Origin of the sequence: Leucobacter sp. CX87, from assembly GCF_018682295.1 — a bacterium.
In the GTDB taxonomy this organism is placed as follows: Bacteria; Actinomycetota; Actinomycetes; order Actinomycetales; family Microbacteriaceae; genus Cx-87.
The window spans coordinates 316,869-341,804 of record NZ_JAFIRI010000005.1 but is presented as its reverse complement, the minus strand read 5'-3'; the positions used below and the strand labels follow the sequence as shown (position 1 = coordinate 341,804).

Genomic DNA, 24,936 nt, shown 5'->3' with positions numbered 1-24,936 from the left:
CTGTACCGTTCCGGCAGGATCTCGCAACCCGGGCGAGTGTTCAGCTATCGTTCACCTGGGGGCCGGATCGAATTCACTCTGGCCAGGAAAGATTGCGGGTGCGAGGGCTGCGAATGCGCCGTTGCACCATCCGCCGAGAAGGGAACCGTCGCGTGCGCGAAGTATTTCAACAGGAACTGCGCGAGGTACAGGATCGCCTCGTCGAGATTTCCGAGCTTGTCGAGGTCGCCATCCAGCGCGCGACCACCGCATTTCGCGAGTCCGACGTTACGCTCGCTGAGGCCGTCATCGACGCGGACGACGAGATCGACCGCCTTGCGACCGACCTGGACGAGCTGACCATCACGATCCTCGCCCGGCAGCAGCCGGTCGCCTCAGACCTGCGCCTCGTCGTGGGGGCGCTGCGCATGAGCGCCTCGCTCGAGCGCATGGGCGACATCGCCCAGCACATCGCGCAGCTCGCCCGCTACCGCTTCCCCGAGAGCGCGATCCCGAAGGGGCTGACGAAGATCTTCTCGAAGATGGGCGATCTCGATGTGGCGATGGCCGCGAAGCTCACCCAGCTGCTGCGCGAGCAGGATCCCCGCATCATCGGCGAGATCCGCGACCTGGACGATCAGCTCGACGAGTTGCACGCCCGCGTGTTCGAGAAGGTACTCAGCGACGACCTCCGCGCGGACCGCACGAACGTCGTGGATGCGACGCTCGCCAGCCGCTACCACGAGCGCTTTGGCGACCACGCGGTGAGCGTCACCAAGAAGGTGAACTACTTCCTGAGCGGCGACTGGTCGTAGTCAACCGCCCACGAGAAAGCGGCCGGCACCCGAGGGTGCCGGCCGCTTTCTCGTTGCAGCTCTGGGTTAGGCCTTGCCCTGCGAGGCAACGGCCGCGGCGCCCGCGGCAGCGGCCTCGGGGTCGAGGTAGCGCCCCGGTCCGGTCGGCACGAAGTTGTCGTCGAGTTCGTACACGAGCGGGATGCCCGTCGGGATGTTCAGGCCCGCGATGTCCTCGTCGGAGATGCCCTCAAGGTGCTTGACGAGCGCGCGCAGCGAGTTGCCGTGCGCCGTGACGAGTACCGTGTGGCCGGCCGCGAGGTCGGGCTGAATCTCGCCCTCCCAGTACGGGATGAGGCGGTCGATAACGTCCTTCAGGCACTCGGTGCGCGGCTGCTCCCCGTCGATGCCGACGTAGCGCGGGTCACCCGCCTGCGACCACTCGCTCGAGTCGTCGAGCACGGGCGGGGGCGTGTCGAACGAACGACGCCAGAGCATGAACTGCTCCTCGCCGAACTCCTCGAGCGTCTGCGCCTTGTCCATGCCCTGCAGCGCGCCGTAGTGACGCTCGTTCAGGCGCCACGAGCGGCGCACCGGGATCCAGAGGCGATCGGCGGTCTCGAGGGCGAGGTTCGACGTCTGGATCGCGCGACTGAGCACCGAGGTGTGCAGCACGTCAGGCAGGATCCCGGCCTCGGCGAGCAACGTGCCGGCGCGGCCGGCCTCGCTGCGTCCGCGCTCAGTGAGGCGCACGTCCACCCAACCGGTGAACAGGTTCTTTTCGTTCCATTCGCTCTGGCCGTGGCGCAGCAGAATCAGGGTGTGGCTCATGCCTCCAGCGTAGCCGAAATGGCACCCCCGCTCGTCAGCTACAGGCGGCGCAGGCGAGGAATCTCGCGGGTCGCGCCCGCATCGGCCGGCACGATCTCCTCCTGGGAGCACACGATCGGGGCGAAGCCCTCGGGGCGGATCTCCACCGCCGCGTCGATCGAGGTAGACCGTTTAAGGAGCGCGAGCGCCACCCCGCCCCACTCGTAGTGGTTCGCGGCACGGGTGATGCGCCCGATGGGGCGTGCGTCGGCGTCTGCCCCCGCGAGGAACACGAGCGAGCCGTGCGGCGGGAGCGCCCCCTCCGAGCCGTCCAGGAACAGGAGGGCGAGGCGCCGCGGTGGGTGACCGAGATTGTGTACCTTCGCCACGGTCTCTTGACCTCGGTAGCAGCCCTTGGTCAGGTGCACTGCGCTGCGCAGCCAGTCGAACTCGTGCGGGATCGCGCGCTCGTCGACCTCGCCGTGACGGCTCGGGCGCCAGGCCCGCACCTCCAGCGCATCAAGGGACAGTAGGCCAGCGGCGAGCAGGGCACCGGAGCGCACTAGGTCCACGACCAAGCCGGCCGAGGCCCGCTCGAAGAGGAGATGATGTGCGCTCCAGTCGGCGCCGGGGTGCACCTCAGGGACCGCGTACTGGTGACCGCCGCGCGCCACCTCGGCCCACGGGTCTCGCCATTCGGCGAGCAGGCCGGGAACGCCGCGGAGGGCGGCAAGCGCCGGACCGTCGGATCCGGCCGGAGTGTTCGCGAAGGCGACGTAGGCGATGGTCTCTGCGGAGACGTCGGCGACCTCGACGCGCAGCGCGAACCGCATGCGAGTGAGAAAGTCGGTGAGGGCGGGCGCTTCGTCCTCGTCCACCAGCAGCCAGGCGCGCTCCCCGTCGTCCACCACACGAATGGCGTGCAGAATGCGACCGTTCGGGTCGAGGAGCAGCGTCTCAGCGCTGTCTCCCGCGGCCAGGTCGGTCAACCGCTGACTGGTCATCGAGTCCAGCCAGCGCAGCCGGTCGGGGCCGGAGACGCGCACGGCGCCCCGATGCGGAAGTTCCACTGCCGCGCGGCCCTCCGCGAGCGCGCGCTGCTCAATCAGCGGCGAACCGAAGTGAGCCGGCGCTCCCGCCTCGGCGAGGACGGCGCCGGGTAGATCCGCGAATCCGGGCATCAGACGCGCGCGAGTCGAGCGGACGCGTGACTGCGCAGCTCTTGCCCGAGCGCGGCGATGTCCCACGCCCACAGGAGGTGATTGTCGACGAGTCCGTACATGCGGGTCGACGCGGTGAGCTCCTTGGTGCCAGCGCCGCGGACGACCGCGTCGGAGGCGAGGTCGATGCGGGGGCCGCGGATCGTGCCGAGATAGAGCTCCGCCATTCCGGTCGAGTGGGCGATCGAGACGCGAAGGTCAAACGAGCCCTCAGCATTGCGCAGTTCCTCGACATCGTCCGCCGTCGCCGTGTGGGGAGGTGCAGTCGGGGGCAAGAGCCCGGGGCCGGGATCGCTGGCGCCCAGCGGGCGGGCGAGTTCCCAGAAGCCGACCTCGCTCGCGAGCGAGCGCACGGCCTGCTCGGCCTCGTCGGTTCCGGCGGAACCCAGCAGCCACGCGCTCGAGCTGTAGTTCAGTACCGGGGTGCCATCGTGAGAGAAACTGACCCGGTGGCCGAACTCGGCCGAGAGGTGTTCGCCGTCGACTTCGTAGTCAATGACGCCGACACCCTCCCAGACACCGAGCAGCCACGACAGGGGCACAAGCTCAGCGGGAAGGTCGGTGGGAATCTCGATCATGGTGTCCTCCCGGCGCGGCCGCGTGGCGGGCGCGAAATCGAATGGGCGCGAACGCTTAGCGCTGGCCCGCGAAAAGCTTGTACACCACGACGCCGGCGATCCACATGATGGAAAGCGAAGCGAGTCCCAGCAGTCCGATGAAGAAAAGTTCAAGTGCGAGCATGGTCACATCCTATCAGCGGGACTGGGCGATGATCAGTCCGACGATGTCGATCAACGCGATGATGACGGTGGCCCCCGCAACGCTAAACGCGGTGCGGGTGATAAAGCCCTCGCGCTGCGCGGTGCCCAGTTGCAGGGCGAACGTGACGAGCACGCTCGCGCCAACGGCGAGGGCGAGCCACTCGAAGCGCAAGGCTTCAGGCGCAAGCACCGAGACCAGGATGCCGCAGACCGCTGCGAAGCCCCAGGCGAAGAACATGCGACCAAAGTGCCATTTGTCGACCGGCGAAACGGGCACGGCTGGCTCGTTCGGGGCGGCGCCGCCGCCGCCAGCGGCCGGGTCAGGCGCGGGGTTCGTCATAGCGCCATTCTGTCATGACGTGGGATCGCGCGCCTGTGCTCGCTAGAATCGACGAGCGCCGACAACCGATCGGCAACGGAAGGAGCAGCGCATGCGCCTCCTCGCCCTGAGTGACGGCGACCCGAGCGTTCCGCTGCCCGCCCTCGCGCTCCTTCCCCACTCGCTGCGCCAGCTCCCGCTCGACGCCTCGCGCGCGGTCGATCTTGTCGATGTCGACGCGATCATTGTCGACGCGACCGGCGACCTGGTGCGCGCGCGCAGCGTGTGCTTCGCCCTGCGCGCCGCGGTCGCGGCTCCGGTCATCGTCGTCATGCCCGAAACCGCGCTCGCGATCCTGTCGCCCGAGTGGGGCGTCGCCGAGCTGATCCTGGCCGGGGCCGGCCCGGCAGAAATCGAGGCCCGGCTGCGGCTCGCGGCCTCACGCGAGACCCTGGCCGAGCCGCCCGCCGAGGTGCAGCAGGGGGGCGTCATCGTGGACGAGGCGAACTTCACAGCGCGACTGCACGGGCGTACCCTGGACTTGACCTACAAGGAGTTTGAGCTCCTGCGGTTTCTCGCATCGCACCCGGATCGAGTGTTTACCCGAGAGCAGTTGCTCAGCGAAGTGTGGGGCACCGACTACTACGGCGGAACCCGCACGGTGGACGTGCACGTGCGTCGGCTGCGCGCGAAGCTCGGCGAGCACGATTCACTGATCGGCACCGTCCGCAACGTCGGCTATGGGTTTACCGGATCGGAGAACGATGATGCTGAGTGAGCGCACGCTGCGCGCAGGCGCCGCCGAGGACCAGGTCGCGGCCGAGCGGATTATTGCCGCCGCGACGAGAAACGACGGGCAGTCGCCCCTCTCTGACGAGGCGCGGCTGGCCGCGGCCCACGGCACCCGGCACGCGCTATTGTTCGCCGAGGACGACACTCCCGTCGCGCTCGGCGTCGTCGGCGGCGGTGAGATCGACCTCGTCGTCGCGCCCGAGCACCGCGGGCGCGGGATCGGCTCGTCGGCCCTCGCCACGTTGCTCGACCTTGCGGGCGCCGGGCGCCAGGTCGCGTGGTCACACGGCGAGAACCCCGCGGCAGACCTCATCCTGATGCGGGCCGGCTTCTCCCCCGCACGCACGCTGCTGCGGCTCGCCCTCGATCCCGCCGCGCTTCCCCAGCCCGACGCCGATCCGGGCTTGCCCGAGGGCTTTTCCATGCGCACATACCGGCCGCACAGCGAGGACGAGTCGAACGACGCCGCCGACTGGGTGCGGGTCAACGCGCTGGCGTTCGCGGACCATCCCGAACAGGGCTCCCTCACGATCGATGACTTCCTGGCGCGCACCGGCGAGCCCTGGTTCGCCGCCGACGATCTCCTGCTGGCGCACGACGCGGCAGGCGAGCTGGCAGGATCCGCCTGGGTGAAGGCCACCCGCAGTAGCACCCCCAGCCCGGGCACCACCCCGCTCGTCGAGACCGAGCTCTACGCCATCGGCGTGCGGCCCGACGTGGCCGGGATAGGGCTCGGCGGCGCGCTGAACCGGGCTGCGCTCGCGCGCATGGCGGCGCACCACCCCAGCCGGGTCACGCTCTACGTCGAGGGCGAGAACGAGCCCGCCCTGGCGATGTATCGAAACGCCGGATACACCGAAAGTTCACGCAGCCAACAGTGGTCGCGGGACCTTTCCTTCCACTCCTAGCCCCCTCGGGTGCCAGAATGGGGGAATGACGGAGCAGAACTCGGTAACACCGGCGGACATCCCCACGACCCCGCTCCCGGCTGACCGGTACCTCGACCGCGAGCTCAGCTGGCTCGCCTTCAACCAGCGCGTGCTCGAGCTCGCGGAGGATCCGACCGTGCCGCTGCTGGAGCGGGCAAATTTTCTCGCCATCTTTGCGTCAAACCTTGACGAGTTCTTCATGGTGCGCGTCGCCGGCCTCAAGCGCCGCATCGTCACCGGTCTCGCCGTGCCGACGAACGTCGGCCGCCTGCCCGCCGACGTGCTCGCCGACATCATCTCGACAGCCGAGGCGCTGCAGCAGCGTCACGCGCGCTGCTACCGCGAGCAGGTCCGCCCGGCACTCGCCGAGGCAGGAATCAAGATCGCCGACTGGGACGAGCTCGACGAGGCCGACCAGGCGATCCTGACGGAGTACTACGAGCAGCACATTTACCCCGTGCTGATGCCGCTCGCGGTCGATCCCGCACACCCGTTCCCGTACATCTCGGGGCTCTCGCTCAACCTGTCGATCCGCGTGCTGAACCCGGGCAACGACAAGGTCGAGTTTGCGCGCCTCAAGGTGCCGCAGATGATCCCCCGGTACGTCCGGGTCGACCGCCGGGAGTCCGTCGACGCCGTGCGATTCATCCCGCTCGAGGCGCTCATCGCGAATCAGCTTGACGGGCTCTTCCCGGGCATGGAGGTGCTCGATCACCACGTATTCCGCGTCACGCGCAACGAGGACGTGGAGATCGAAGAGGATGAGACCGAGAACCTTATCCAGGCACTCGAGAAGGAGTTGCTGCGCCGTCGCTTCGGTCCGCCCATCCGGCTCGAGATCTCGAACGACATGGACCCGGCAACGCTCGAATTGCTCGTGCGGGAGTTCGACATCGACGAATACCAGGTCTACACGCTGCCCTCACCCCTCGATCTCAGCGGACTGTTCGCGCTGTCCGGGCTCGATCGTCCCGACCTGAAGTACTCGCCGCACATTCCGGTCACTCACCCGAAGTTCCGGCCGAGCACACCGAGCGAACGCCCCGACATTCTCGGCGCAATCGCGCGTCGCGAGGTGCTCGTGCACCACCCGTACGAGTCGTTCGCGACGAGTGTGCAGGCCTTCCTCGAGCAGGCCGCCACCGACCCCAACGTGCTCGCGATCAAGCAGACCCTGTACCGCACCTCGGGCGACAGCCCCATCGTGGCGTCACTGATCAAGGCGGCCGAGGCGGGCAAGCAGGTGCTCGCGCTCGTCGAGATCAAGGCCCGCTTCGACGAAGAGGCGAATATCACCTGGGCGCGCAAGCTCGAGCGTGCCGGCGTCCACGTCGTCTACGGGCTCGTGGGGCTGAAGACACACTGCAAGCTCGTGCACGTCATTCGCGAAGAACAAGGACGCCTCGCGCACTACTGCCACATCGGCACCGGCAACTACAACCCGAAGACCAGCCGCGTGTACGAGGACTTCGGCCTGTTCACCTCGTCCGAAGAGGTCGGTCGCGACGTCACCAAGCTGTTCAACGTGCTCTCGGGGTACGCGATCGAGAAGACCTACGACCGCCTCCTCGTCGCTCCCCTGCAGCTGCGTTCGGGCCTGCTCGAGCGGATCGAGCGCGAGGCAGCAGCCGCGCGCGCAGGCCTTCCGTCCGGCATCAAGATCAAGACGAACTCCATGGTCGATGAAGAGACCATCGACGCGCTGTACCGAGCCAGCCAGTCCGGCGTACCCATCGACATCTGGGTGCGCGGCATCTGCTCGATCCGGGCCGGTGTGCCCGGCTTGTCCGAGACCATCCGCGTGCGCTCGGTGCTCGGCCGCTATCTCGAGCACTCGCGCATCTTCTCGTTTGAGAACGGCGGCGAACAGGACACCTACATCGGCAGCGCCGACCTCATGCACCGCAACCTTGACCGTCGCATCGAGGTGCTCGTGCGCATCGTGGACCGCGAGCACCTGGCGCGCATCGGCCGCTTCTTCGAGTTCGCGTTCAGTAACGACGTGTCGTCCTGGCGCATGCTGCCCGACGCCAGCTGGCAGCGACGCGTCATCAGCGACGAGGGAGAAACTCTGCCCGACCTGCAAGATCTTGTGATGGCCGATCGCACCGAGGCCCGCTCGCGGCGGAACCGATGAGTGGGGCGCTACTCGCCGCGGGCACAGTGTGCTGGCGGCGGGTGACACTGCCCGACGGCGGCGAAGAAATCATGGTGCTGCTCGTGCACCGCACGAAGCAGCGCGACGTCTCGTTCCCCAAGGGCAAGCTCGACCGCGGCGAGAGCATGCCGCAGGCGGCCGTGCGCGAGACGCTCGAAGAGACCGGGCTTGCGGTGGCGCTCGGAGCGAACCTCGGCACAATCCACTACACCCTTCCGAGCGGGGTCGAGAAGACGGTGCAGTACTGGGCCGCCGAGGCGACGGAAGCGTCGGTCCAAGCGTCCACCTTCGTCCCGAATAAGGAGATCGCCGCCCTCGAGTGGCTGCCCCTCAAAAAGGTTGCGAAGAAGCTCAGCTATGCGGCTGATCGCGAACTCTTCTCAGTGTTCGAACGGCTCGCGGCCCGAGACGCGATCGACACCTTTGCGGTGATCCTGCTGCGCCATGCAAAGGCGGTGCCACGCAGCGAGGCGCACCCGGAGGACCGTCTGCGCCCGCTCGCCGACGCGGGCGAGGAACAGGCCGAGAACCTCGTCCCGTCGCTCGCCGCGTTTGGCCCAGCACGGATTCTCTCGTCGAGCGCCGAGCGCTGCATGCGCACCGTCGCGCCGCTTGCGCACTACCTGCGCAAGGGCGTCCGCGTGCACGAAGGGCTCAGCCAGGACGCGTGGGAGGCCGGCGAACAGGACGAACTCCGCCAGGTCGTCGGCAAGGTAATCCGGCGCGGCAAGAACACGCTCCTCTGCACGCACCAGCCCGTGCTTCCGGATGTCGCGCGCGAGCTCGTGCTAGCTACCGGTAGCTTGCCCGGCGGCTACCTGCGCGAGTCCACCCAGCTCCCGCCGGGCGGATTCTCCGTCTTTCACTTCTCGAAGCGCCACCCGGGCGCCGGCATTCTTTCGGTCGAGGTCTATCCCGTTGAGCACTAATTCCACGCCCCCACAGCTTCCCCTCGGCGTGGTCGTGAACCCGCACTCTGCCCTCGGCCGGGGTCGACGGGCGGGGCGCCGCGTCGCAGAGCTGCTCGCCTCACGCGGCCTCCCGGTCACCGTGTTGTCCGGCGGCGACCAGGCGGAGTGCGCGCTCGCGATCCGTCGCGCCGCCCCCAATGTCCGCGGTTTCCTCCTCGTCGGCGGCGACGGGCTGCTGAGCATGTTCTTGCAGATCCCTGAGGCACGTGAGAAGCCGTTCGCGATCATCCCCGCTGGCAGCGGCAACGACTTCGCGCGCGAGTTCGGGGTCCCGCGACATCAACCCGCGAAAGCGCTGAAGCGGGCGCTGCGCGCCGAGGCCCGGCCGCGCCACGTGGACGCGCTCGTCGTGACCTCCGCGAACGGCGTGGAGCGATGGGTTGGGTGCGGGTTCTCACTCGGATTCGACGCCCGGATCAATCGCCGCGCCAACGCGATTCGAATGCCGATCGGACCGCTGCGCTACCAACTCGCGCTGCTCGCGGAGGTGCTCGCCGGAGGGTCACGCACATTCGAGCTTGAGATTGACGGCGCGAAGCGGCGCTACCCCGGGCTCCTCACGACCGTCATGAATACGCGGACCCTCGGCGGTGGCATCCCGGTCACCCCGGGCGCCAATCCTGAGGACGGCCAATTGGACGTCATCTCGGTGGACCAGGTCACCCGGCGGCGCCTCTTGTCAGTGCTCGGGCTGCTCGCCCGGGGTAAGCACCCCGGCTTGCCGGAGGTGACGATCGAGCGCGGCAAAGAGATCACGCTCGCGTCGCCCGGCGAGATCGGCTACGCCGACGGCGAGCTCGTGGGCGAGGGCCCCTTCGACATTCGTGTCGCCGACGGGGCCCTCACCGTCTGGGCCTAGGCGTTCGGCATCACCACTGCCCGGCCCGACAGCTTGCCGTCGTGCAGGTCGTGGTAGGCCTGGAGCGCCTGATCCATGGGATAGCGCTTCACGCTGGGCGTGATTTGCCCCGCGCGGTACAACGCGGCGACCTCGTACAGCTCTTCGATCGTGCCCCAGTAGGTGTTCGTGAGCTCGGCCTCGTAGGGGTTCGAGAAGAAGTCCCAGGTGGTGGGGCCGCCAGCGACGCCGACGACCGTGATGCGTCCCTGACGGCGGACGACCTGCTGCGCCACCTTGATGGTGGCCGTGATGCCGACGAAGTCGAACACCGCGTCGACGCCCTGGCCCCCGGTGAGCGCGCGAATCCGCTCGGCCTGGTCGTCGCCTCCCGGCACCGTCACCGCGCCGTTTGCCTCGGCCTCGGCCATCGCCTCAGGCTTCACATCGGTCGCGATGACCGTCGCACCCGTGAGCGCCTTCAAGATCTGCACCGCGATCTGGCCGAGGCCACCGAGGCCGATCACCAAGGCGGTTTTCCCGCCACCCGCCAGCTTCGGGAGGGACAGTTTGATCGCGTGATACGGCGTCAGGCCCGCGTCAGCGAGCGGCGCGGCATCCACCGGATCAGCGTCCCCCAGTGGCACGAGGTTGCGCGCGGGCACCGTCATGTACTCGGCCATCCCGCCGTCACGACCGAGCCCCGTCGCGAGGTAGGGTTGCGTCGCCGCATTGTGGCAATAGGTGTCTTGACCGCGCGAACAGGCCGGGCAGGCACCGCACCCGATGGGGCCGTAAACGAGGTAGGCGTCGCCCTGCGTGATGCCGGTGACGCCCTCGCCCAGCTCTTCGACCCAGCCGGCGTTCTCGTGGCCCAGCGTGTAGCTCGGGGCCAACTGCGTGCCCATGCTCTCGTCGAACTGTTCAAAAATCGCGACATCCGAGTGACAGGCACCCGCGCCGGCGATCTTCAAAAGGACCTCGCCGGGGCCGGGAGTCGGCCGCTCAACCTCTTCGATTGAGGGAAACGTCTTCCACGCAGTGAAACGCACAGCCTTCATGATTCCTCCTCAGGACGCATGCACTGCCGGTGGCACCGAAGGAGCGCCAGAAAGCGACACTGCGTGCGTCTTCACCGTATCGGGTGAGCCCGACCGTTTCGTCAGAGAATTGGGTGGCAGCGCGAGGCGCGGCAGAGCTACCCCGCCGACTCGGCCGGGGCAACCGCGGGGAGGGGCGGATCCTGCGAGAGCAGCAACTCGTGCACGCCCGCGCCTTCCGCGCCCATCGCATTCACCGTCGCGCGCGTGCGCTCGCGCACATCCGCGTCGAAGTCGGGCGACTGGCAGACCCCCTGCGGGGCGTCACTCGCGACTGAGCACCACTTGTACCCGCCGTTTTGCAGGTTGGTCGCCGGCGCCCACGCGAGGTCGTTCGTCGTCCAGGTGCCGTCCGCCTGCTTCGCGAACTGGATGCGAAGCAGCAGGAACTCATTGTTCACCCGGTTCTCGTAGGGCGCGGACTCGCTGATGCCGTTGCCGGTGCCGTACGCGATGAACTTGCCGTTGTAGGGCTCGATCGGCTGGATCGAGTGGGTGTGGTGGTTGTAGACGAAGTCGAACAGGCCGCTGTCCATGAGCGCGTGCGCGTTACCGGTCTGCTGTACGTCGGGAACGGTCGAGTACTCGGTACCCGCGTGCTGCACACCGATCACGAGGTCGGCGCCGAGATCGCGTGCGCGCTGCGCCTTCTCGATCGAGCGCTCGGGCGCGAGCGGGTAGTCGACCTGCCAGGCCGCCTCGGGCTCGAAGCCGTTGAGCGAGAAGGTGGAGGTGATGAACGCGATCTTCGCGCCGTTCGCCTCAACGATCAGGATCTCGTTGGCCTCGGCTTCGGAACGATACGAGCCGGTGTGCTTGATGCCGTTCGCATCGAGCGTGTCGAGTGTGCGGTTCAGGCCTTCCGTTCCCATGTCGATCGTGTGGTTGCTGGCGGTCGTGCACACGTCGTAGCCGAGCTGTGCGGCGGCAACCGCGAGCTCGGGGGGAGTATTGAAGATCGGGTAGCCCGTGAAGACGCCACCGAGGGCACCGAGCGGGGTCTCCTGCTGGCAGACTGACACGTCGCTGCGGTCGAGGTACGGCTTCTGCCCCTCGAGCAGCGGGAACAGGTCGTAGTTTCGCCCCTCAGCCGTCGTCGGGATCGCAAACGGACGCCAGAGGCCCGGGTGGAACAGCATGTCACCCGTGATCGTCAGCGTCGTGCAGTGATCCGTCGGGCAGGCGGGGCCTGCGCCCGGCTGCGGCTCCGGCTCGGGGGCGGGTGGCGGGGTGGGGGCCGCCGTCGGCTGGGGCTTCGGAGCCGGATCGGGCTCGGCCTGGCAGGCCGACAGCCCGAACAACAGGGTGACGGCGGCGAGGGCCGCGAGGGTCTTCCGAATGCGCATTTCCCCATGCTATCTGTGCGCAGGATCCGCGCGGTCGCGGTCCACTGCACCATTTCGGCGCCGTTCGTTCACCCTCCGTTTACCTCCAGGCGAGACACTCGTCATGTCGGATGCTTAGCGTTTCAACCGAGGCAGTTCCGCCTCTCCCCACACGCAATCGAAATGGATACCTCTTCCGTGAAGATTTCTCCCGTTCTTAAGGCTGTTGCAATCGGCGGCCTGGCCGCCCTGGCGCTCTCCTCGTGCGCCGCGAACGAGTCGGCCACCCCCGACTCGTCGGCCGCGGCCTCGACCCTCTCCGGCGAGCTCGTCGGCGCCGGTGCATCGTCGCAGGATGCCGCTCAGCAGGCATGGATCGCGGGCTTCCAGACCGCGCACGAGAAGGTCACCGTCAACTACGACCCGTCCGGCTCGGGCGCCGGCCGCGAGACCTTCCAGCAGGGCGCCAGCGCGTTCGCCGGCTCGGATCGCGCGTTCAAGACCGACGAGATCACCGCCGGCCCCTTCCAGGGGTGCGCCGCAGGCTCGGGCATCGTCGAGATCCCCGCCTACATCTCCCCCATCGCAGTGATCTTCAACCTCGACGGCGTGGACTCGCTGAACCTGGACGCGGCCACCGTCGCCAACATCTTCACCGGCAAGATCACCAACTGGAACGACCCGGCGATCGCCGCGCAGAACGCCGACGCAACGCTGCCCGACCTGGCGATCACCGCTGTGCACCGCTCGGACAAGTCGGGCACGACCGGCAACTTCACCGACTACCTGTCGGCCGCGGCCCCCGAGGCGTGGACCGACGGATCGGTCGAGGAGTGGCCGCTCGCGAGCGGCGAGGCCGCCCAGGGCACCTCGGGTGTCGTTGACGCCGTCACGAACGGCGTGGGCACCATCGGCTATGCCGACGCATCGCGCGCCGGTGAACTCGGCACCGTGAAGATCAAGGTCGGCGACGAGTTCATTGCGTACTCGCCCGAGGCAGCAGCCTCGATCGTCGACGTTTCTCCGATCGAGGAGGGCCGCACCGCGAACGACCTCGCGATCGCGATCGACCGCACCTCGACCGAGGCAGGCGTCTACCCGATCGTCCTCGTGAGCTACCTCATCGGGTGCGAGGAGTACGCGACGGCCGGCAACGCCGAGCTGGTGCGCGAGTACTTCACCTACGTGACGAGCGAGGACGGCCAGAAGGTCGCCGCTGATGCCGCCGGCAGCGCGCCGATCTCGGCCGACCTGCGCAGCAAGGTCGAGACCGCCATCGCGGCGATCAAGTAGTCGACTCGGGGGCGGGGCGTTCCCGCCCCGCCCCCGGATCCTGCACCGCACCTCGCTTTCCCCCTGGCCCACCGCCCTACCGTCCGAGAGAAGGATCACCACTCGATGACCGTCTTGCCCGCGAAACGATCGGCCACTGGCCGCCTCGGCGATCGCGTTTTCTCGCGTTCGGCGGTGTTTGCGGGGAGCATGATCCTCGTCACGCTCGCCGCGGTCGCGCTCTTCCTCATCGTGCAGAGCGTCCCGGCCTTCTTCGCCACCGGTGAAACTGCCTCCGTCCTCACCAGCAACTTCTGGTCCTACGTCGGGCCGCTCGTCTTCGGCACTGTCTGGGCCGCGGTCCTCGCCCTCGCGATCTCGCTGCCGCTTGCCATCGGCATCGCCCTTTTCATCTCGCACTACGCGCCTCGCCGCCTCGCGCAGGCGCTCGGCTACATTGTCGACCTGCTGGCCGCCGTCCCCTCCGTCGTCTTTGGCCTGTGGGGCATCGGCGTACTGGCACCGGCCGTGCAGCCCATCTACTCCTGGCTCGTAGAGAACATGGGGTGGTTCCCGCTCTTCGCCGGCCCCGTCTCGGGCACCGGCCGCACCATCCTCACGGCGTCCGTCGTGCTCGCGGTCATGATCCTGCCCATCATGACCGCCATCTGCCGCGAGATCTTCCTGCAGGCCCCCGTGCTGCACGAGGAGGCCGCGCTCGCGCTCGGCGCCACCCGCTGGGAGATGATCCGCCTCGCCGTCCTGCCGTTCGGCCGCGCCGGCATCGTGTCGGCCGCCATGCTCGGCCTCGGCCGCGCGCTCGGCGAGACGATGGCCGTGGCCATGGTGCTCTCCGCGACCGGCACCGTGTCACTCGCCCTGCTCACCTCGCAGAACCCCTCGACGATCGCCGCCAACATCGCGCTCACCTTCCCCGAGGCGTACGGCGAGAACGTGAACGTATTGATCGCGACGGGCCTCATCTTGTTCGTTGTCACCTTCCTCGTGAACGCGGGCGCCCGCGCGATCGTGAACCGCCGCAAAGAGTTCTCGGGAGCTAACTGATGACCTCATTCGACACGCTCACTCGCGACAACTCCTCGCGCACCTCAGGCGGCTCGCTGCTCGCCAGCAACCGTCTGCCCCGCGGCACCGCCTGGGTCGTACTCGCCATCGCCCTCGCCGTCTCGTTCGCCCTGTTCGGCCTGCTCGCCGCCGCGAACGGATCGGCGCTCAGCGTGCCGGGCGCCTCGGTCGTCGGCGTGCTGCTGTACCTCGCCTCGCTCACCCTCATCTCGGGCCTCGTCGAGGGGCGCCGTCAGGCGGTCGACCGCCTGGTCACCGGGCTTGTAACCTCAGCGTTCGTGCTTGCCATGGTGCCGCTCGTGTCGGTCGCCATCACGGTGGTCAGTAACGGCGTGAACCGCATGGACCCCGAGTTCTTCAACTCGTCGATGCGCAATGTCACCGGCGAGGGCGGCGGCGCGCTGCACGCCATGGTCGGCACGCTGCTGATCACGCTCGCGGCAACCGTCATCTCGGTGCCTGTCGGCCTCATGACCTCGATCTACCTCGTCGAGTACGGCCGCGGCCGGCTCGCCAAGCTCATCACCTTCCTCGTCGACGTCATGACGGGAATTCCATCCATCGTCGCCGGCCTCTTCGCCTATGCCGCGTTCGCGATCTTCCTCGGCCCGGGTGCTCGGCTCGGCATCGCCGGTGCCGTCGCGCTCGCGGTGCTGATGACCCCGGTCGTCGTGCGCTCGAGCGAGGAGATGCTGCGGCTCGTCCCGAACGAGCTGCGCGAGGCCGCCTACGCGCTCGGCGTGCCCAAGTGGCTCACGATCGTCAAGGTCGTGCTGCCGACCGCGATCGCCGGCATTACGACGGGCGTCATGCTCGCCATCGCCCGTGTGATCGGCGAGACTGCCCCGCTCTTGATCGCCGCCGGCTTCACCGCGAGCATGAACTACAACCTGTTCGCCGACCGCATGCAGTCGCTGCCGGTCTACGTCTACACGCAGTATGCGAACCAGGGAAACCCGGCGTTCGCCTTCCTCGACCGCGCCTGGGCCGCGGCCCTCGTGCTCATTCTCATCGTGATGGCGCTCAACCTGATTGCGCGCCTCGTGGCGAAGGTATTCGCCCCCAAGACCGGGCGCTAGCCCACCACTTCAAGCAAAGGATCACACATGTCGAAGCGCATCGAGGTCAAAGACCTCAACGTCTACTACAGCAAGTTCCTGGCTGTCGAGGATGTCTCTCTCGCGATCGAGCCGCGCTCGGTCACCGCCTTCATCGGCCCCTCGGGCTGCGGCAAGTCGACCTTCCTGCGCACGCTGAACCGCATGCACGAGGTCATCCCCGGAGCCCGCGTGCAGGGCGAGGTGCTGCTCGACGGCGACGATCTGTACGGTCCCGGGGTCGACCCCGTGCTCGTGCGCCGCCAGGTCGGCATGGTGTTTCAGCGCCCAAACCCGTTCCCGACCATGTCGATTCGCGAGAATGTGCTGGCCGGGGTGCGCCTGAACAACTCGCGCATCTCGAAGAGCGACGCCGACGACCTCGTCGAGAAGTCCCTCTCGGGCGCGAATCTCTGGAACGAGGTCAAGGACCGGCTCGACAAGCCCGGCTCGGGCCTCTCCGGCGGCCAGCAGCAGCGCCTCTGCATCGCCCGCGCCATCGCGGTCTCCCCCGATGTGCTGCTGATGGACGAGCCTTGCTCGGCCCTCGACCCGATCTCGACCCTCGCGATCGAGGACCTGATCGACGATCTCAAGAAGGAATACACGATCGTCATCGTGACGCACAACATGCAGCAGGCATCGCGCGTCTCAGACCGGACTGCGTTCTTCAACATCGCAGGCACCGGCAAGCCCGGCAAGCTCATCGAGTACGACGATACGACGAAGATCTTCTCGACGCCCTCGGTGCAGTCGACCGAGGACTACGTGTCGGGCCGCTTCGGCTAGACAGTTCTGCAGTAAACGGCCAGCGCGTCCTTCGGGGCGGCTGGCCGTTTGCGTTGGGAGGGGCGCGCGGTGCGGTGCGGCGCGGCCTGGCGCGGCGCGGCCTGGCGCGGCGCGGCGCGTAAATCATGTCGGAAACGAGAAACATGTCAGAGCCTCTCGCCCGAGGCGGTGCAGCATGATTGTCATTTCCGACATGATTCACATGGCCGGGCGGCGCCACGGCAGGACCTGGCACAGACACGCCGTCAGAATCCGCCGGGCGCGGCACAGGATCCGCCAGACGCGCGGGAACGAAAAGGGCCAGGCCACGGAAACGCCTCTCGGCGGAAGGCCGCTCGCAGCGGCGAAAATTGGAGCCCGGGGTTACCGTGGCCCGGCAGCATCAATTGTAGCGCCGAGCATTCCGCCTTGCTGACTGCCCGCTGAACCCTACGCGTGCATCGCGGTGGCGCGCAGCTCCTGCGGGAACTCGGTGGTGCGATCGCCCAAGAGCGCCATGCGGTAGGTCATGCGCGCCGCCTGCTCGAGGTTCTGTGCCTTGCGGAACGCGTCGTCGGGGTCGGTGCTGAGCACCGAGCAGCCGTGGTTGCCGAGCACGATGGCGTCGCAGCCGCGCATCGCCTCGGACGCGGCCTCGGCGAGCGCCTCGGATCCGTTCGGGAAGAACGGGATCCGCCCGATCTTCGGCACGTAGGCGACGTGGTCGAGGATGTGCTGGCGGATGGGGAGCCCGAGCTCGTCGAGCATGACCGAGTACTCGGGGTGCAGGTGCATCACGACGGTCGCGTCAGGGCGCACCGCGTACACGCCGTGGTGCAGGCGCCACTCGCTCGAGGGCTTGGGGCCGTCCAGATGCTCGCCGCTCGCCGAGAGCAGCGCGAAGGTGTCGCGGGTGAGCGCGTCGAAGAAGGTGCCCGTGGCGGTCACGATGATCTCGCCGGTCTCGGGGTCGCGCGCCGAGAGGTTCCCGGCGCTGCCGACCACCAGCCCGCGCTCGACCGATGCTCGCCCGATCGCACAGAATCGTTCGATGACGCGGTCCCACTTGGGGTCTGAAATACCTGCTGCAGCTGCCCTATTCACATCTCGATGCTACCGCTGGTGTGGGAGTTCGAGCGCCCGGCAGGATCCTGCCGCTGGTCGCGCTATGCGAGCGTGCCGGAGCGCCAGCGCCGGGCGCCCGCGTGCAGGTCGCGCGCGAACTCGTCGTAGCGCAGGGCGCGCGTGGTGAGGGCGCCCGCGTGGGTGTCGTCGTGCGGGTCGCGGGAGTCCGCAAGCGCCGCCGCCCCCAGCGAGAGCAGCTTGCAGGTGCTCGCGGCGCGATCGAGCGCGGCCGCGAAGTCGCCGGTAAACACCCCGCGCAGGATCGTGTCGCACAGCCCGACAACGGCCTCGGGAGATGCGGGGGTCTCGATCCCGGCCACGATCGGGTCGATCATGTGCGCGGCTCGCTCGGCTCCCAGGCGGAAGAGCTCGGCCGTGCCCTCTGGGTCACCGGTCGCGATCCTGCGCAAGAGGTAGAGACGCCAGAGCACCCCGGCGAGGGAATGCGGGCCCGAGTCGGCCCACATCTCGGCGATGTCGTCGATGCCGGGCGCGTCGCTTAAGCGTTCGATCGGGTCGGCAATCGCGATGACGCGGGCCACGATCTCGGGGTCGGCGACGCTGCGCACGCGATCGAGCAGGGCCCAGGCCGTCTCCTGCGCCAGGCGCAGCGTGACCGCGGGGTCTTTCGCGCCGATAATCCAATCGAACTGCGCGCTCGGCTGCAGGATCGGGCGGAGATGTTCGCGAGACACTGGCTTCCCATCTGTTGAACGGTGCTGGAATCAGCCGATTCTATGCCTCGCGGCTGCATTCCCGTCGGGTGTACATGGCCGCCCGCCAAACCTCATAGAATGGTGAGGTCCGTTCGTGCGTCAGCGCGAAACGGAATGTTGGGCCTGTAGCTCAGTTGGTAGAGCATCGGACTTTTAATCCGCGGGTCGCGGGTTCGAGCCCCGCCGGGCCCACTTCGTTTCTCAGCCGGTCACCGGCTATCGCGGAGTGCGCCCTCCTCGACACGCTGCGCTCCGCGTCAGCCGAGTAGTTCGCGAACGTCCGCTGCCGTCAGCGCCTGCGCGAAGAGTTCCTCATCGTCGACGACCGCGTCGAAGAGGGCGCGCTTGCGCCGTTGCAGTTCAAGCACCTTTTCCTCGATCGTGCCCAGCGCAATCATGCGGAAGACGTGCACCGGCTTTTGCTGCCCGATGCGGTGGGTGCGGTCGATCGCCTGTGACTCGCTCGCGGGGTTCCACCACGGGTCGAGCAGGAACACCGTGTCTGCCTCGGTCAAGTTCAGGCCGACTCCCCCGGCTTTCAAGCTGATGAGGAACACGTCGGCTTCGCCGCGGCGGAAGCCCTCGATGACCGCGTCGCGGCCTCGCGTGCTCCCGTCGAGGGTCACGGTGCGCACGCCGGCAGCCTGCAAGCGCTCCCGCGCACGCTCGAGAAATGACGTGAACTGACTGAAGACGAGCGTGCGCCTGCCTTCCTTCGCCAGCTCAACGGCGTGCTCGGCAAGCGCCTCGAGCTTCGCGGACGGGAGATCGTCGTACTGCTGGTCGATGAGCGACGCGTCGAGGGCGAGCATCCGCAGCAGCGTGAGGGAACGGAACACCGTGAAGCGATTACGGTCGAGATCAGCGATCAGCCCAAAGAGCTTCTGCCGCTCCCGCTGCAGGAACGCGTCATAGAGCTGCCGATGCCCAGGATCGAGCTCGATCTCGAGGATCTGTTCCTGCTTCTCGGGCAGTTCGGTGGCGACGAGGTCCTTCGTGCGGCGCAGCATGAACGGCCGCAGCCTGCGGCGAAGTTGTTCAATGCGCTGGACGCGAAGTCGCGCCTGCACCGCCGGAGCACCACCGGCGCCGCGCCCGACCGACACCCCTGGGGCAGGTCGCTCGATCGTGTGCACATACTCTTCTGCGAATCGCCGCGCGGACGGAAAGAGGCCCGGGGCGACGATTTGCAAGATGGCGTGCAGCTCCCGCAACGAGTTCTCCATCGGGGTGCCCGTCACGGCAAGCTTCCAAGACACGGGCAGCTGCTCCGCTAGCTCGTTCCCCATGGCGCGCGCATTCTTTACGAACTGCGCTTCGTCCAGGATGAGGCCGGCGATACCGCGCTCGGGGCGTTCCGCGACCTCCTGGTAGCGCTCGTAGTCGAGCCGGAAGAGGGCGTAGCTCGTGACGATGATGTCGGCTTCGGCGGCGTCCCGCTCCACCGTCTGGCCAGAAACGGCCTCGGTCGCGGTGCGCACCCGCACCCGCAGTTCGGGCGCGAAACGGGCCGCCTCGGCCGCCCAGTTACTCATGACCGAAGTGGGCGCGACAACGAGAAACGGACGTCGCTCGGGAGCGCGAGTGCGCGATCCGTCGGGCGCAGATTCGCCCTGCTTGGCCCAGGCAATCAGCGTCAGACACTGCAGCGTTTTGCCCAGCCCCATGTCGTCGGCGAGTATTCCACCGAGACGGTTGCGCCAGAGGAAGGCGAGCCAGTGGAAGCCGGCAAGCTGATACGGCCGCAGCTCCGCGCGGATCCCGGTCGGCACGTCGACCGGCGCCGGGTACTCATTGCCGACATCCTGCACAAGGGCGCGCCATTCAACCGCAGACTCCGACTCGTCCGCGAGATCCTCGAAGTCGGCCAAGAATGCCGCCTGGTGGCGGCTGATCCGGACCCCCGTCTCCCACTCCTCGAGGTTTTGGCCCTCGGCGATGAGTTCGGCGAGCGGGGTGAACGCCGGATGATTCAAGTGCAAGTACGAATTGTCGGTGAGGAGCAGTTTCTTCGCGCCCTTCGCTAGGGCGCGAAACAGCGGAGCGAAGGGCACGGTCTTGCCGTCAACGGTGATCAGCACCCCGAGGTCAAACCAGTCCTCCGTCTCGCTGGGAACCGTCGTGACCGTGAGCGTCGGCACCCCCGACGCTTCGCGGTAGTTCGGTGAGTCGCCGGTCTTGCGAACTTCGATGCCCGGGAGCTTCTCGATCCTGGGCACGGTCTCATGGAGAAACTCGGCAGCGTCAGCGCCGCGCATCTCGACGACCGGTGGCATCTGTTCGGACTCGTCCGCCCAGGACTCTGGAATCACTCCGCCGTGAAACAGCTCGGACGGCAACAGCTCCGCGAACACGGGAGCGGAGGCGCCCGAAACCCCCTCGACCGTCCAGCTGAGCGTGAGCCGGTGCCCCCGCTGCCAGGCCGCGGTGAGCACCGCCGTTCCCGGACGCGGTGCCGGCAACGCAACCGAGTCGTCGACACTCTCCACCCGGAACCCCGCACGGAGCGCCGGCACGCCGTCGGCGAGAAATGAGTCGCGCTCTGCAGCCGGAACCGCCACGGGTATCGCTTGGTCTCCCGTTGCAAGCAGCCCAATCTCTGCCGCGCTCAACCCGCCGGCAACCGAAGCGAGATGCACTGCTCGGGCTTTGTCGCGCGCAGCGAGGTACAGGCCGTGGTCGGAGATGGCGCCGCTGTCCCGAAGCGGCACCTCCTCGCCGTCCAGCGTGAGTCGGGGGCGCAGGTGCAGCCCTCCATCCGCTTGACTTGCGGCGTCGAGGCTCAGTACCGCCCCCGCATGCAGTTGCACCGGGGTGTGACTTCCGGAGGAGACCAACTTGATGTTCAGCGCCTCGGCCTGGTGCAGCATCGCCCAGAGCGCTGGGCTGACGAAATCGTCGAGAAACACCCAGCTTGCGTCTTGGCCGACCGCCAGCGGCGCGGCGGCTCGGTGGAGCGCAAAGAACTGACGGAACCATCGCTGCTGGGACCCGTCAAGGTGCAGCCGGCCACCTTGGTGACCGATGTTCGACCACGTCAGGTTCCCGCGAGCCCAGCCCCGCTCGGTGCGCTGCGCTGGCCGCGTACCGAGACGGTACATACCGCTGCCAGGATCCTGCCCGGGTTTGATGGCCCGCGAAGTGGGCCCGTTCCAGCGCTCTGTCGTGCGCGGGATCATCTCGCGCAGTTCAAACTGCAGCGCCAGCGGCGTGAATGGCTCAGAATCCGAATCATCATTCACCGCGACGCGAGAAGTTGGAGCTGTCGCGCGGGGATCGATGAGCCTGCCCAGTTGCTCACGCCAGTCGGCGGCGGGCACCGCGAACGCCTCGGCCGCATTGCTGGGGCCCGATGCTTCTGCGGCGAGATGCCGCTGGGGTTCATTCATTGTCGATCTCATCGTAGGAGGTCCCACCGACACGGACTGACCGTCAGCGCCGAGGCACCCCGTCAACTCAGGCGGCAAATTTGAGCCGCACTCGAGACGCTTCCGCGTCGTTCTCTCGGCTAGATGACTCTCTCCGCCGCATCTCGCGCAGCAAGAATACTTCTGCCGAGTTTGCGAAGGTCGCCTGGGACCTGAAAAGCCCACGAGCTTTCGCCAGCGCCTGTCTCATGCACGGCGATCTGGCCGTCTACGTTTGGCAACTGGACGAACACCGAGGAGGGGTCGTCAACGTCGTTCCAGGCGACACCATGCTCCAGCGGCAGGAGCCACCAGTCCGGCATCCCGAAAAGCTCGCTTTCCGTCGGGGGGACGCGCCGGTAAATCCGCTCAAATTCACGAACCGTGGCAGCGGGAATCAGCGTACTGAGCAGTTTGGGGCGAGTGTCTTCTTCCCCTGCCGCGGTGAGCAGCAAACCAATTTCGAGAGTGTCGACGTCCACATGACTGTCCGTGCCGTCGTCGGCGTCATCGTGTGCGGCCGTATTGACGAACCCGACGACTTGCCCGTTCTCTCGCTCGGCGACCAACGCCACGGCCTGGCCGTCCGCGCCCGCTTCGAGGTTGCCGCGGAGCATCTCGATGAGGGTGTCGTCTTCGTCTGCTCGTTCGAAGAGCGCGAGCACCCCATCGAAATGTCGCTCGGACAGTCGCCGGATCGCTGTAGCCATGCCCACAACGATACGGGCAGGTCAGCTCGACGCTCACGTCGAGCATGTTGCACCGGCCCGAATCTACAATGCGGCGCCGTCAGGGAAGAGCGGGATGCTTCGCTACTTCACCTGCACCGACTGCACGATCCGGATCGCCTCTTGCCCGGCAGGTGAGTCGATCCACGCCAGAGCGTCGTCCATGGTCGCGCCGACGGGTAGGTCGGCCCAGGCGAATCCGCTGATGAAACCGCCCTCGGGGACCGTGATCTGTGCGCCCGGGCCACACTTCTCCCCCACGGGCGGGGTGGTCGAGAGCATCGCCAGGACCGAGGGCTGGAACTGGGTGCCCAGCGCGGAGGTCACGAGATAGAGGTTGTGCGGGACGGGAATTCCTGCCGCGCCGGGAAGCGTCTCCACCAGTACGTCCCCGCAAGGCGGACCCGACTGAACGGTCGCCGCGTTTGCCGCGCTCATGAGCAAGAAGTGAATCTTCGTCTGTTCGTCCTGCGTGATTATCGTGTACCCGCCCCCGAACCGCTGTGCGGTGCCTGGCGTCGCCAAATCTTGCAATTCAACGGCGCTCTCCATCGGAGCCAACACCGACGCGAACCCGTAGCCAAAGTCGAGCTGCGTCCACCCCTCAGGGACGGGCAGGGCAGTGGTCTCGGGGACCTCCGGGGTCTGCGTGGGGGCCGCAGACTGACTCGGCGTCGGCATCACCTCGCCAGCGGCAGCACACCCGGACAACACCAGCAAAGCCACCAACGCGGCCCCGACTCTCGCGATCTTCATGACTGGAGGCTAACGGGAATCACAAAGATTTCCGATACTCGAGAAATAACGTCTTGCCGGCTGTTCCGCTACCCCTGCACTCGCAGCCGCCACAGCGAGGTGACCTCGCGCGAGCGGGCGGCGTGCAGGATGTCCGAGGCGTCGGACGCCCGACCGTGCGTCGGCACCGTGTCGAGCCGGTCAATCACGACGAGCCCCGCCTGCTCGATCGCGTCGAGCAGCATCTGTCGACTGCGCAGCCCCAAGTGCTCCGCAAGGTCCGACAGGATCAGCCAGCCCTCGCCCTCCGCAGTGAGGTGGTCCGACAGGCCGCCGATGAACTGCAGCAGCATCTGGCTGCCCGGGTCGTAGACCGCCGCGTCGAGCGAGGTGGTCGCGGCCCCCGGCAGCCACGGCGGGTTGCAGATCACGAGCGGCGCCCGCCCCTCGGGGAACATGCTGGTCAGCTCCGCCGAGGCAAACGAGGCGATGCCGAGCCGCGAGAAGTTGTCGTTCGCGCAATCGACGGCGCGCTGGTGAATGTCCGTCCCCACGACCCGGGCGACGCCCCGGTGCGCGAGCACCGCGGCGAGCACGCCCGTGCCGGTGCCGATATCGAACGCGAGCTCCCGCGACGGCAGCGGTGCCTGCGCCACCAAATCGACATACTCGTGCCGAGTGGGCAGGAAGGTGCCATAGCGTGGGTAAATTTTTGCGCCCAGGCTGGGCACCTCGACGCCGGTCACGAACCACTGGTGCGCACTCAGTACCCCGGTGAGCTCTTGCAGGCTGACGACCGCCGGGCCGCGTCCGAACCCCGGCTGCTCGCTGTACCCGAATGCGACCGCCGCATCGACCCGCGGCGCCCGCGGCAGCGGCAAGAGGGCCGCGCCGTCGGCGTCAAACGATAGCGGCACCAGGATCAGCGACATCATGCGTGAGCGCTGGGCCCGGGCCTGGCGAATGCGATAGAACTCGTCGGCGTCGGAAGCGGCCGGCCGAGCGGCGCCCTTTTTGCCGCCCTTGGCGAGGCGGCGATCGATCGCGCTCAGAATCTGCTTGGCGTTATGGAAGTCACCGAGCCACAGCATCGCGGTACCCTGCGCCGCATACTTCACGGCCTGATCGGCGGTGAGGCGGTCGTCGACCACGACCATCTTCTTCGGAGCGGGACGATCGTTGGTGGACCACCACGCGGCCGTTTCTGCCGACCCGTCATGCTCCCAGCTCAACAGCTGAGGCTCGGATTTCGGTTCCTGTGCGATGGGAAATCACCCTTGTTTGGCGGCGGCTGGTAACCAGGCCCATCCTACCGATCGACCTTGCGCGATCCCCCGCCTTACTGCAGCCGCGGGTCCGCCGTCGGGTCGAGGTATGGCTCGGGGCAGCCGTTCGTGACTGCCTCGGGTCGCAGCTCGTAGTGCCATGACTCGTTGCTATAGGTCTGGCAGAGGCCGTATTGGCCGCCATACTGCGACAGCCAGTACGTCGCATCGAAGGGGCCAATGTCGACTGCGTCGCCCGAGACGTGTGACGAGGACTCGGCGGGCGCGACCCAGCGCGACGCTTCCTCGCGAGACCCATACGTGTCGACAGCCTGTTCGAGCAGGCTGTTTTGGAGCGCCGGTGAGCGCCACCCGCTGTTGAGGAAGAACTCGATGCCCTCGGCCGACGCGTCCGTCGCGGCCTGGCGCACCGCCGCGAGCAGCTCGGGGTTGAGCCTGGTGACGGCGGCGAGATGATCATCGAACACCGAGACGGTCAGCTCGGCGCTGACGACGCCGTCCGCCTCGCCGGGCTCGCCCCCGCCGCCGAAGTACTCGGCGACGACGGCGCCGGCGCGATCCTGCGAGAACACGGACGCGGCGAGGCCCTGCGCGAGCACCGCGATGAGCAGGATCGCGACACACGTCACCCCGACGACGATGAGATTGCGAACGGTACGCGACGTTTCTCTTGAGCGGTTCATGCTCTCGAGTGAAGCGACCCACGTGTTGCGAGGGCGT

The 24,936-nt window shown here is 67.6% G+C and carries 23 protein-coding genes and 1 tRNA gene; 11 read left to right on the top strand and 13 right to left on the bottom strand.

Annotated features, from left to right (window positions below):
* Positions 1 to 152: 152 nt before the first annotated feature.
* Positions 153 to 794, top strand: a complete 642-nt coding sequence (phoU, locus tag KOE53_RS08730) for a phosphate signaling complex protein PhoU (RefSeq protein ID WP_188046220.1) — start codon at positions 153 to 155, stop codon at positions 792 to 794.
* Positions 795 to 860: 66 nt separating this feature from the next.
* Here phoU and KOE53_RS08725 read toward each other — a convergent pair whose 3' ends face one another.
* The 4 genes from KOE53_RS08725 to KOE53_RS08710 all read right to left on the bottom strand — a co-directional run bounded on the left by KOE53_RS08725 (position 861) and on the right by KOE53_RS08710 (position 3,904).
* The gene (locus KOE53_RS08725; protein ID WP_188046218.1) at positions 861 to 1,604 is read right to left on the bottom strand and encodes a phosphoglyceromutase; all 744 of its coding nucleotides are present in this window, start codon (positions 1,602 to 1,604) and stop codon (positions 861 to 863) included.
* A gap of 38 nt (positions 1,605 to 1,642) precedes the next feature.
* Positions 1,643 to 2,764 (bottom strand): CAF17-like 4Fe-4S cluster assembly/insertion protein YgfZ, encoded by a 1,122-nt coding sequence (ygfZ, locus tag KOE53_RS08720; protein WP_188058170.1) that lies wholly within the window; start codon positions 2,762 to 2,764, stop codon positions 1,643 to 1,645.
* Positions 2,764 to 3,381 carry a nitrobindin family protein gene (locus tag KOE53_RS08715; RefSeq protein ID WP_188058169.1) on the bottom strand — a complete coding sequence of 206 codons (618 nt, stop codon included), beginning with the start codon at positions 3,379 to 3,381 and terminating at the stop codon, positions 2,764 to 2,766. Before KOE53_RS08715 ends, ygfZ begins: the two co-directional genes overlap by 1 nt.
* A 175-nt stretch (positions 3,382 to 3,556) precedes the next feature.
* The gene (locus KOE53_RS08710; RefSeq protein ID WP_251364233.1) at positions 3,557 to 3,904 is read right to left on the bottom strand and encodes a hypothetical protein; all 348 of its coding nucleotides are present in this window, start codon (positions 3,902 to 3,904) and stop codon (positions 3,557 to 3,559) included.
* 91 nt (positions 3,905 to 3,995) lie between these two features.
* Between KOE53_RS08710 and KOE53_RS08705 the strand changes: the two genes are divergently transcribed.
* Genes KOE53_RS08705 through KOE53_RS08685 form a run of 5 tightly spaced genes read left to right on the top strand, consistent with a single transcriptional unit; the run spans position 3,996 to position 9,592 of the window.
* Positions 3,996 to 4,661 carry a winged helix-turn-helix domain-containing protein gene (locus KOE53_RS08705; RefSeq protein ID WP_188046212.1) on the top strand — a complete coding sequence of 222 codons (666 nt, stop codon included), beginning with the start codon at positions 3,996 to 3,998 and terminating at the stop codon, positions 4,659 to 4,661.
* A complete protein-coding gene (gene mshD, locus KOE53_RS08700; protein WP_251364232.1) occupies positions 4,648 to 5,583 on the top strand; it encodes a mycothiol synthase in 936 nt (311 codons plus the stop codon). Before KOE53_RS08705 ends, mshD begins: the two co-directional genes overlap by 14 nt.
* 25 nt (positions 5,584 to 5,608) lie before the next feature.
* Entirely contained in the window at positions 5,609 to 7,741 is a 2,133-nt protein-coding gene (locus KOE53_RS08695; RefSeq protein WP_188046210.1) for an RNA degradosome polyphosphate kinase, read from the top strand.
* Positions 7,738 to 8,691, top strand: coding sequence for an NUDIX hydrolase (locus KOE53_RS08690; RefSeq protein WP_188058168.1), 954 nt, complete (start codon positions 7,738 to 7,740; stop codon positions 8,689 to 8,691). Before KOE53_RS08695 ends, KOE53_RS08690 begins: the two co-directional genes overlap by 4 nt.
* The gene (locus KOE53_RS08685; RefSeq protein ID WP_188058167.1) at positions 8,681 to 9,592 is read left to right on the top strand and encodes a diacylglycerol/lipid kinase family protein; all 912 of its coding nucleotides are present in this window, start codon (positions 8,681 to 8,683) and stop codon (positions 9,590 to 9,592) included. Before KOE53_RS08690 ends, KOE53_RS08685 begins: the two co-directional genes overlap by 11 nt.
* Here KOE53_RS08685 and KOE53_RS08680 read toward each other — a convergent pair.
* Both KOE53_RS08680 and KOE53_RS08675 read right to left on the bottom strand, forming a co-directional pair.
* Positions 9,589 to 10,632 (bottom strand): NAD(P)-dependent alcohol dehydrogenase, encoded by a 1,044-nt coding sequence (locus tag KOE53_RS08680; protein WP_188058166.1) that lies wholly within the window; start codon positions 10,630 to 10,632, stop codon positions 9,589 to 9,591. The genes KOE53_RS08685 and KOE53_RS08680 overlap by 4 nt on opposite strands.
* A 137-nt stretch (positions 10,633 to 10,769) precedes the next feature.
* Positions 10,770 to 12,017, bottom strand: coding sequence for a CapA family protein (locus KOE53_RS08675; RefSeq protein ID WP_188046770.1), 1,248 nt, complete (start codon positions 12,015 to 12,017; stop codon positions 10,770 to 10,772).
* A gap of 177 nt (positions 12,018 to 12,194) precedes the next feature.
* Here KOE53_RS08675 and pstS point away from each other — a divergent pair, with 177 nt between their 5' ends.
* From pstS to pstB, 4 genes are all read left to right on the top strand, one after another.
* A complete protein-coding gene (gene pstS, locus KOE53_RS08670; protein ID WP_188058165.1) occupies positions 12,195 to 13,289 on the top strand; it encodes a phosphate ABC transporter substrate-binding protein PstS in 1,095 nt (364 codons plus the stop codon).
* A 105-nt stretch (positions 13,290 to 13,394) separates the two neighbouring features.
* The gene (gene pstC, locus KOE53_RS08665) at positions 13,395 to 14,333 is read left to right on the top strand and encodes a phosphate ABC transporter permease subunit PstC (RefSeq protein ID WP_188046771.1); all 939 of its coding nucleotides are present in this window, start codon (positions 13,395 to 13,397) and stop codon (positions 14,331 to 14,333) included.
* Positions 14,333 to 15,433, top strand: coding sequence for a phosphate ABC transporter permease PstA (gene pstA, locus KOE53_RS08660; protein ID WP_188046772.1), 1,101 nt, complete (start codon positions 14,333 to 14,335; stop codon positions 15,431 to 15,433). Before pstC ends, pstA begins: the two co-directional genes overlap by 1 nt.
* A 27-nt stretch (positions 15,434 to 15,460) precedes the next feature.
* The gene (pstB, locus tag KOE53_RS08655) at positions 15,461 to 16,240 is read left to right on the top strand and encodes a phosphate ABC transporter ATP-binding protein PstB (RefSeq protein ID WP_188046773.1); all 780 of its coding nucleotides are present in this window, start codon (positions 15,461 to 15,463) and stop codon (positions 16,238 to 16,240) included.
* 429 nt (positions 16,241 to 16,669) lie between these two features.
* Here pstB and KOE53_RS08650 read toward each other — a convergent pair whose 3' ends face one another.
* Positions 16,670 to 17,323 carry a class II aldolase/adducin family protein gene (locus KOE53_RS08650; protein ID WP_241095435.1) on the bottom strand — a complete coding sequence of 218 codons (654 nt, stop codon included), beginning with the start codon at positions 17,321 to 17,323 and terminating at the stop codon, positions 16,670 to 16,672.
* A 62-nt stretch (positions 17,324 to 17,385) separates the two neighbouring features.
* Positions 17,386 to 18,039: a hypothetical protein gene (locus tag KOE53_RS08645; RefSeq protein WP_188058164.1), complete on the bottom strand. Its 654-nt coding sequence runs from the start codon at positions 18,037 to 18,039 to the stop codon at positions 17,386 to 17,388.
* Positions 18,040 to 18,179: 140 nt separating this feature from the next.
* Between KOE53_RS08645 and KOE53_RS08640 the strand changes: the two genes are divergently transcribed.
* Positions 18,180 to 18,252: transfer RNA gene (locus tag KOE53_RS08640), tRNA-Lys, on the top strand.
* Between the two features lie 65 nt (positions 18,253 to 18,317).
* Here the strand turns inward: KOE53_RS08640 and KOE53_RS08635 are convergent.
* The 5 genes from KOE53_RS08635 to KOE53_RS08615 form a co-directional block, all read right to left on the bottom strand.
* On the bottom strand, positions 18,318 to 21,449 hold the full coding sequence (locus KOE53_RS08635; RefSeq protein WP_188058163.1) for a DEAD/DEAH box helicase: 3,132 nt from the start codon (positions 21,447 to 21,449) through the stop codon (positions 18,318 to 18,320).
* A 119-nt stretch (positions 21,450 to 21,568) separates the two neighbouring features.
* Positions 21,569 to 22,132 carry a hypothetical protein gene (locus tag KOE53_RS08630; RefSeq protein WP_188058162.1) on the bottom strand — a complete coding sequence of 188 codons (564 nt, stop codon included), beginning with the start codon at positions 22,130 to 22,132 and terminating at the stop codon, positions 21,569 to 21,571.
* 147 nt (positions 22,133 to 22,279) lie between these two features.
* Positions 22,280 to 22,951 (bottom strand): hypothetical protein, encoded by a 672-nt coding sequence (locus KOE53_RS08625; RefSeq protein ID WP_188058161.1) that lies wholly within the window; start codon positions 22,949 to 22,951, stop codon positions 22,280 to 22,282.
* A 68-nt stretch (positions 22,952 to 23,019) separates the two neighbouring features.
* Positions 23,020 to 24,162 carry a methyltransferase gene (locus KOE53_RS08620; protein ID WP_251364231.1) on the bottom strand — a complete coding sequence of 381 codons (1,143 nt, stop codon included), beginning with the start codon at positions 24,160 to 24,162 and terminating at the stop codon, positions 23,020 to 23,022.
* Between the two features lie 107 nt (positions 24,163 to 24,269).
* Positions 24,270 to 24,899: a M15 family metallopeptidase gene (locus KOE53_RS08615; RefSeq protein WP_188058160.1), complete on the bottom strand. Its 630-nt coding sequence runs from the start codon at positions 24,897 to 24,899 to the stop codon at positions 24,270 to 24,272.
* Positions 24,900 to 24,936 lie beyond the last annotated feature (37 nt).